Genomic DNA, 7,207 nt, shown 5'->3' on the forward strand with positions numbered 1-7,207 from the left:
TCTGGTCAGGTCGTCGGGGCCGACGGGTCGAGACCCACCAGAACCCGGAAGAAGTTGACGAGGTCGTCCCACCAGGCGCCGGAGAGCCCGAAGATCGTCTGTCCGACGTTCGTGGAGGCGAGCGCGACGAAGAGGGCGAGCAGGCCGGCGAGCGCCAGCAGCGCGAGCTGCCAGGTCGAGATGCGGGTCCGGTAGAGCTGGGAGACGCCCTTGGCGTCGACGAGCTTGCTGCCGACGCGCAGCCGCGTCAGGAACGTCGAGGCCATGCCGGCGCGCCCCTTGTCGAGGAACTCGACGAGCGTGTTGTGCGTGCCGACGGCGACGATGAGCTCGGCCCCGCAGTCGTCCGCGATGAGCATCGCGACGTCCTCCGAGGTCCCCGTGGCCGGGAAGACGACGTGGTCCACGCCCAGCTCCTCCACGCGTCGTCGCCCCGGTGCGCGGCCGTCCCGGTAGGCGTGCACGACGATCTCCGCGCCCGAGCGCAGGGCGTGGTCGGAGACGGAGTCCATGTCACCGACGATCATGTCCGGCGAGTAGCCGGCCTCGATGATGGCGTCGGCACCGCCGTCGACGCCGACGAGCAAGGGCCGGTAGTCACGGATGTAGGACCCGAGGATCGCGAGGTCCTCCTTGTAGTGGTACCCGCGGACGACGACGAGGACGTGGCGCCCCTCGAAGGCGGTCCGCAGGTCCGGCGCCCCGATGCCGTCCAGCAGGACCTCCTTCTCCCGCTGGACGTAGTCCATCGTGTTCGCCGCGAAGGCCTCGAGCTGCGTGGACAACCCGTCGCGGGCCCCCGCCATGGCGGCCGCCACGGTCTCGCGGTCCTGCGGGGCGCCCTCGGCGAGCAGCTCGCCGGCCGCGGACCGTACCTGCGGCCCGTCGACCACCAGGCGCTGGCCGTCCTTGACGGCCATGACGGACGCACCGAGGTCGTCGACGAGCGGGATGCCCGCCTCGACGAGGATCTCGGGGCCGAGGTTGGGGTACCGGCCGGAGGAGGAACGGGCGGCGTTGAGGACCGCGGCGGGCCGGCACGCGACGAGTGCCTCCGCGCTCACGCGGTCGATGTCCTCATGGTCGATGACGGCGACGTCACCCGGCCGGAGCCGTTTCGTGAGGTTCTTGGTGCGGGAGTCGACCCGTGCAGGGCCGCTCAGGTCCGCACTGTCGACGACGCCCTGGCGCCGTCGGAAGAGAGCGTTCACCGGGTCATGGTTGCACGCTGGCCCGCTCGATCAGCTCAGCGGCATGCCGGAGCGCAGTGTCCGACTCGTCCTGGCCGGAGAGCATCCGGGCGAGCTCGCGGAGGCGGTTCTCGCCGTCGACGGCCCGCACGTCGGTGGCCGTGACGGCCTCGCCGTCCGCGCGGCCGTCGCCGTCGGACGGCGCGTGCTTGGTGACCACGAGGTGCCGGTCGGCGAACGCGGCGACCTGCGCCAGGTGGGTGACGACCACGACCTGCGCGCCGCGCGCCAGCCGTGCGAGGCGACGCCCGACCTCGACGGCGGCCTTGCCCCCGACGCCGGCGTCGACCTCGTCGAAGACGAACGTCCTGCGCTCGGCGTTCCCGCCGGTGGCCTCCACGGCCGCGAGGGTGACCTCGATGGCGAGCATCACGCGGGACAGCTCGCCCCCGGAGGCCCCCTGGCCGAGCGGCCTGGCGGGGGCGCCGGGATGCGCGCTGAGCAGCAGCTCGACGGACTCGGCCCCGTGCGGCCCGGGCTCCTCGAGCGCGGTGAGCCGGACCTCGAGCCGGGCCCCGGGCATGGCGAGCCCCGTGAGCTCCTCGCCGACCGCCGCCTCGAGCCGACCGGCCGCGGACCGCCGGGACTCGCTGAGCGCGGCCGCCGTCCGGTCCCGCTCGGCAGCGGTGGCCTCGACCGCGTTCCGCAGCCTGGTGGCGGCCTCCTCCGGAGCGTCGAGGTCGGCGAGGCGTCCGCGCGCCTCCTCGGCCCAGGCGAGTGCGGCGTCGACGTTCTCGTGCGGGAGGTCGGCGAGTGCCGCGCGACGTTCGTGCACCCAGGCGAGGCGCTGCGGGTCGGCGTCGAGCCCGGCGAGGTAGGACGCGATCTCGGTCGAGACGTCGGAGGCGAGGTAGGCGGCCTCCGCGAGGCGCTCGGCCCAGTCGGCGAGGGTCTGGTCGTCCCGGGAGCCCTGCTCGAGGACCCGGCGGGCGTCCTGCAGCAGCGTCGTCGCGTCGGGTGCGCCGGCCACGTCGTCCCCGCCGGTGAGGGCCTGGTGCGCGTGCTCTGCGGCGGCGCGGAGGTCCTCGACGTTGCCCAGCCGGCCCGCCTCCTCGCGCAGGGCCACGTCCTCACCCGGCTGGGGGTCCAGGGCGTCGAGGCGTTCCAGACCGGCACGTAGCTCGGCGACCTCCTGCTCGCGTGCGCCCTCGGCCTCCTCCCAGGCGCGCAGCTCCTGCTGTGCGGCGCGGGCGGCGGTCCACGCCTGCCGGTAGTCCGCCAGCACGGCCCCGTGCTCGGCGCCGCCGAACGCATCCAGCGCCGCTCGCTGCTGGGCGGGGGCCTTGAGGCGCAGCTGGTCGGACTGGCCGTGGACGGTGACGAGCTGCTCGCCGAGCTCGCCGAGCACGCCGTGCGGGACGGTCCGGCCGCCGAGGTGCGCCCGGGAGCGCCCCTCGGCGGGCACGGTGCGGGCGGCGATGAGCTCGCCGTCGTCGACGACGGCGCCGGCCTCCTCGGCCCGTGCCGCGGCAGGGCCGTCGGGGTCCACGGTGAAGGAGCCCTCGACCACGGCACGGTCCGCCGTCGTGCGCACGAGCGCGGCGTCGGCCTTGCCGCCGAGCAGCAGCCCGAGCGACGTCAGCACCATGGTCTTGCCGGCGCCGGTCTCACCGGTGATGACGGTGAAGGTGGGCGCCAGGTCGAGCTCCGCGGCGGCGATGACGCCGAGGTTCTCGATCCGGACCTGCTCGATCATGGGCGCCCTCGCCAGCCCTGGACGGGCAGGTCGAACTTCGCCACGAGCCGGCCGGAGAACGGCGTCTCGCCGAGCCGCGCGAGCCGCACGGGCTGGCGCCCGCGACGCACGGTGATCCGGGACCCGGGCGGGACGTCGGTGCGCCGCCGCCCGTCGCACCACAGGACGGCGTCGATGTCCTCGTGCGGGAGCACCTCGACCTCGAGGACGGAGCGCGGGCCGACGACCATCGGCCGGGCGAAGAGGGCGTGCGCGGCGATGGGGACGAGCAGCAGCGCCTCGACGTCGGGCCAGACGACGGGGCCGCCGCCGGAGAACGCGTACGCGGTCGACCCGGTCGGGGTGGCAAGGACGAGGCCGTCGCACCCGAAGCTGGACAGCCCACGGCCGTCCACGCCGATGGTGGTCTCGACCATGCGGGCTCGTTCGCCCTTCTCGAGGGCGGCCTCGTTGAGCGCCCAGCCGCGGTGCTCGGCGCCGTCCGGCGTGGTCACCACGACGTCGATCGTCATCCGTTCCTCGACGTGGTAGTCCCGGGCGACGGCGCGCGCAACCACGTCCGGGAGGGTCTCCCGCTCGGCCTCGGCGAGGAAACCCACGCGGCCCAGGTTGACGCCGAGGAGCGGGATGTCGTGCTCCCGCGCGTCCTCGGCGGCACGCAGGATCGTGCCGTCACCGCCCAGGACGACGACCAGCTCGGCGCCGTCGGCGGTGCCGCCGTCGCGGATCACCTCGACGCCGTGGTCGCGCAGGTCGGCGGTCACCCGGTCGGCCGCCGCGACCGCTTCCGGGCGTCCCTCGTGGGTCACGACCAGGATGCGCCTGCTCATCGGGCGGGCTCCTCGAGCGCGGCGCCGCCGGTGGTGGCGGGACCGGTCCGCACGGCGTCCGCCGCAGCGTCCGCGAGTGCCTGCCCGCTCAGCGCGTCGGCGTGGCCGCGCCGCAGCGCGAGGAAGTACTCGACGTTGCCCGCGGGACCGGGCAGCGGCGAGGGGACCACGGCCCAGGCGTCGAGACCGGTGCGGCTCGCCGCCTCGGCGACCGTGCGGACGGCCTCCGCGTGCAGGGCCGGGTCGCGGACGACGCCGCCGGAGCCGAGGCGTTCGCGGCCGACCTCGAACTGGGGCTTGACCATGAGCAGGAGGTCGGCGTCCGGCGCCGCCACGGCGGCGAGGGCGGGCAGCACGAGCGTGAGGGAGATGAAGGAGAGGTCCCCCACGACGAGCTGCGGGGCCGCGCCGACCTGCTCGGGGGTCAGCGTGCGGACGTTGGTCCGCTCCAGGACGGTGACGCGGGGGTCGTTGCGCAGCGGCCAGGCGAGCTGCCCGTAGCCGACGTCGACGGCCACCACGTGTGCCGCGCCGCGCCAGAGCAGGACGTCGGTGAACCCGCCGGTGGAGGCACCGGCGTCCAGGCACCGCCGGCCGCGGACCACCGGGCCGCGGGTGCCGAGGGCGTCGAGCGCGCCGGCGAGCTTGTGGGCGCCGCGGGAGACGTAGTCGTCGTCGGCGGGCCGCTCCACCCGCACGGCCTGCGCCGGGTTCACCTGGCGGGCCGGCTTGGTGACGACCTGCCCGTCGAGCAGGACATGACCGGCGGCCAGGAGCTCGGCGGCGTGCTGACGCGAGCGTGCGAGTCCGCGCCGGACCAGCTCCGCGTCGATGCGAACCAGGCGCGCCACGTCAGTTCTCGGCACTGCTCAGGCGCGCCGAGAGCTCGTCGTGGATCGCCTGGAAGACCTCGACCCGGTCGCTGAGCGGGACGTCGTCGATCCCGTCCAGACGCGCCAGGGCGTCCTCGTGCCCGGCAGGCGTCTGCTCGGCCGGCTGCTGGCTCATGCTCGCTCCTCCCGCCTCGGCATCGGACCATGGCAGGTTATCGCGGCGGCAGGTTATCGCGGCGCCGCCACCCGCAGCAGCGGCAGGTGGCCGCGTGTGGAGACCTCGCCGGTGTCGGCGGCGTCCCAGGCCGCGGTCGCGAGGCAACGGAGGGCGTCGAGGGAGACCGGGAGCGCGCCGTCGACGACCTCGGGGCCCACCGGCTGTGTGCCACCGCCGTCACGCATCTCGAGCGGTGCGGGGCCGCCGGTGTACCGGGCGGCGGCAGAGCCGCAGCTCCACCACCCGTCGTCCGCGCGCACCGGCGCGGGGTGGGGCTCGGCGAGCCCGCGGAGGTCCGCGGCGAGGAAGCTCGGCCGGCGGTCCGGCGTCGCCAGGACGACGGCGCGCGCGTCGTCCACGCCGGTCAGGACGTGGAGCCCGGGATAACCGGCCGCCCGGGCACCGGCCAGGTCGGTGTCGAGCCGGTCACCGACCACCAGCGGCCGCCGGGCGGCGGCGCGCGCGGCCGCCTGCCGGAAGATCGCGGCCCGGGGCTTGCCCGCCGAGTCCGGGACGACGCCGGTGGCGTGCGTGACGGCCGCGACGAGCGAGCCGTTCCCGAGGGCCGGTCCGCGCTCCATCGGCAGGGTGGCGTCCAGGTTGGTGGCGAGGTACCGGGCACCGGCGCCCACGGCGAGGGCGGCTTCGGTGAGGTCGCGCCACCCGACCTCGGGGCCGAACCCCTGGACGACGGCGCCCGGTCGCTCGTCGGCGTCGGCGGCCAGCCGGAAGCCCGCCTCGGTCAGGGCGGCGCGCAGCCCGTGGCCGCCGACGGCGAGGACGAGCGAACCCGCCGGGAGATCCTCGGCGAGCAGGGCGGCCGCCGCCTGCGAGGAGGTGGTGACGTCACCAGCGTCGGTCGGGATGCCGGCCCTGCTGAGCTTCTCCGCCACCGCGTCGGGGACCCGCGAGGCGTTGTTGGTGACGAACACCGTCCGCAGGCCGGCCGAACGCGCGGCGGCCAGCGCCTCGGGCGCCTGCTCGACCGGCTCGCCGCCGCGGACGCAGACACCGTCCACGTCCAGCAGCGCCACGTCGAACGCCGCGACGAGCGGCTGTGCGGAGGCGTGCAGACCGCCGTGCGGAGGCGCGTCCTGTGCGGGTGCGTCGGTCACGGCGGTCAGGCGTCGGGCTGCCGGTCGGGGGCGGCGGTCTCGTCCTCGTCCGAGACCTCGAGGAGTCGGACGTCCTCCTCCTCGAGGTCGTCCGGGTCCGGGCCGAGCGCGTCCCGGATCGACTCCGCCTCGCCCGTCCGGCCGAGCTCTTCCAGCCGGTCGGCACGCACGGCGTCCAGGCGGCGACGCAGCCCGGCGTCGGTGACGTCGCGGACCAGCGGCCCCTCCAGGGCGAGCAGCCCGGCCTCGTGCTCGCCGAGGTCGGCGCGCGCCCCGCTGGCGACGATCGCGAGCTCCACCCGGTCGGCCGGTGCGAGCCCCGCCGTCCTCGCCTCCGCGACGACGGCGAGAGCCCGCTCCGGGCGTCCGAGCCCTCGCTCGCAGTCCGCCTCGATCGGGCGATGGGCGTCGATGCCGGAAAGTCGGCGGACCGTCCGCAGCTCCCGCAGCGCCTCGGCGTAACGGCCAGTCGCGTACGCCGTCAGCGCCAGCGCCTCCCGCACGACGTCGACGCGTCCGGCACGGCGTTGCGCGGCCTGCGCATGCCGGTAGGCGACCTCGGGGTCCTCGTCGATGAGCCGCCCTGCCATCACCAGGTGACGTGCCGCGATATCGGCGTTGGTCTTGCCGAGCGTGCGCAGCCGCGCACGCGCACCTCGGTCCAGCATGCCGGCCTGGACCTCCTCGGGGAGGTCGGGCTCGGCCGGCCGATCCCGACGCTCGGCACGAGGAGATCCCGCGCCGCCCGCGCGGCCCTGACCGCGCGGCTGGTCCGGCGCCGTGCGCCGGCCGGCGCCGCCCCCGCGCTGCCGGCCGGACGGCTGCCGCTTGCCTGCGGGCCCGGAGGGACGACCGCTCCCGGGGGTCTTCCGGCGATCCCCGCCGCTCCTGCGCTGCGGGCGCTGCTCCCGCCCGGCGTCCTCTGCCATCCCTCGTCCTCTGCTCGGCGACGACTGTCGTCATCCACTGCTACCGCATGCTTCCCGACCGCACACCGCGGTCCAGGACCCGTCCTGCCGACCGGCGAACCTCGCACCGCTCAACCTATCGACTTCGTCAGCGGTCCTGGTTGCGCCCATCGAGAAACGCATCGACAAAACGTCAGGAGGCCGCAGCTGGAATAGCTGCGGCCTCCTGACGAATGGGTGTTCGGCGGTGTCCTGCTCTCCCACACGCTCGCGCGTGCAGTACCATCGGCGCTGAGGGGCTTAGCTTCCGGGTTCGGAATGGAGGCCGGGCGTTTCCCCGCTCGCTATGACCGCCGTA

At 75.5% G+C, this 7,207-nt stretch carries 7 protein-coding genes and 1 rRNA gene; all 8 read right to left on the minus strand.

All coding sequences use genetic code 11. The features are described from left to right. Positions 1 to 5: 5 nt before the first annotated feature. Positions 6 to 1,211, minus strand: a complete 1,206-nt coding sequence (gene steA, locus ACFQQL_RS17655) for a putative cytokinetic ring protein SteA (RefSeq protein WP_382396476.1) — start codon at positions 1,209 to 1,211, stop codon at positions 6 to 8. A gap of 4 nt (positions 1,212 to 1,215) precedes the next feature. Next, positions 1,216 to 2,946, minus strand: coding sequence for a DNA repair protein RecN (gene recN / locus ACFQQL_RS17660; RefSeq protein WP_382396477.1), 1,731 nt, complete (start codon positions 2,944 to 2,946; stop codon positions 1,216 to 1,218). Then, the gene (locus ACFQQL_RS17665) at positions 2,943 to 3,776 is read right to left on the minus strand and encodes an NAD kinase (RefSeq protein ID WP_382396478.1); all 834 of its coding nucleotides are present in this window, start codon (positions 3,774 to 3,776) and stop codon (positions 2,943 to 2,945) included. Before ACFQQL_RS17665 ends, recN begins: the two co-directional genes overlap by 4 nt. After that, complete coding sequence (locus ACFQQL_RS17670) at positions 3,773 to 4,627, minus strand: TlyA family RNA methyltransferase (protein WP_382396479.1); 855 nt, start codon at positions 4,625 to 4,627, stop codon at positions 3,773 to 3,775. Before ACFQQL_RS17670 ends, ACFQQL_RS17665 begins: the two co-directional genes overlap by 4 nt. Before the next feature lies 1 nt (position 4,628). Further along, complete coding sequence (locus ACFQQL_RS17675) at positions 4,629 to 4,784, minus strand: hypothetical protein (protein WP_382396480.1); 156 nt, start codon at positions 4,782 to 4,784, stop codon at positions 4,629 to 4,631. A gap of 53 nt (positions 4,785 to 4,837) precedes the next feature. Continuing rightward, positions 4,838 to 5,941 (minus strand): HAD-IIA family hydrolase, encoded by a 1,104-nt coding sequence (locus tag ACFQQL_RS17680; protein ID WP_382396481.1) that lies wholly within the window; start codon positions 5,939 to 5,941, stop codon positions 4,838 to 4,840. Positions 5,942 to 5,946: 5 nt separating this feature from the next. Continuing rightward, positions 5,947 to 6,870, minus strand: coding sequence for a hypothetical protein (locus ACFQQL_RS17685; RefSeq protein ID WP_382396482.1), 924 nt, complete (start codon positions 6,868 to 6,870; stop codon positions 5,947 to 5,949). A 218-nt stretch (positions 6,871 to 7,088) separates the two neighbouring features. After that, a 5S ribosomal RNA gene (rrf, locus tag ACFQQL_RS17690) occupies positions 7,089 to 7,207 on the minus strand.

This window comes from Georgenia alba, assembly GCF_042665525.1.
GTDB classification, from domain to species: domain Bacteria; phylum Actinomycetota; class Actinomycetes; order Actinomycetales; family Actinomycetaceae; genus Allobogoriella; species Allobogoriella alba.